The sequence below is a fragment of the Bradyrhizobium sp. DN3 genome, from assembly GCF_041357655.1.
Lineage (GTDB): Bacteria > Pseudomonadota > Alphaproteobacteria > Rhizobiales > Xanthobacteraceae > Bradyrhizobium.
The window spans coordinates 1-223 of sequence record NZ_JAULLN010000115.1 but is presented as its reverse complement, the minus strand read 5'-3'; the positions used below and the strand labels follow the sequence as shown (position 1 = coordinate 223).

General features: G+C 58.7%; 1 protein-coding gene. It reads left to right on the top strand.

Going from position 1 to position 223, the window contains the following annotated elements:
* Nucleotides 1-6: 6 nt before the first annotated feature.
* On the top strand, nucleotides 7-223 hold a 217-nt coding region (locus tag AAE027_RS39595; protein WP_479714284.1), incomplete at its 3' end, for a DUF6691 family protein.

The window sequence follows — 223 nt, the reverse complement described above, 5'->3', positions numbered from 1 at the left end:
CGCAAGATAACGGCTTTTATCGCCGGTTTGCTGTTTGGTCTTGGCTTGTTGCTCGCGGGCATGAGCAACCCGGCCAAGGTTCTGGCCTTTCTGGATATCCTCGGCCACTGGGACCCATCCCTGGCGCTGGTGATGATCGGCGCTATCGGCAGCGCCTGGCTACCCTTCCAGTGGGCGATGAAACGACAACGATCACTGCTGGACGCGCACATGCAATTACCCA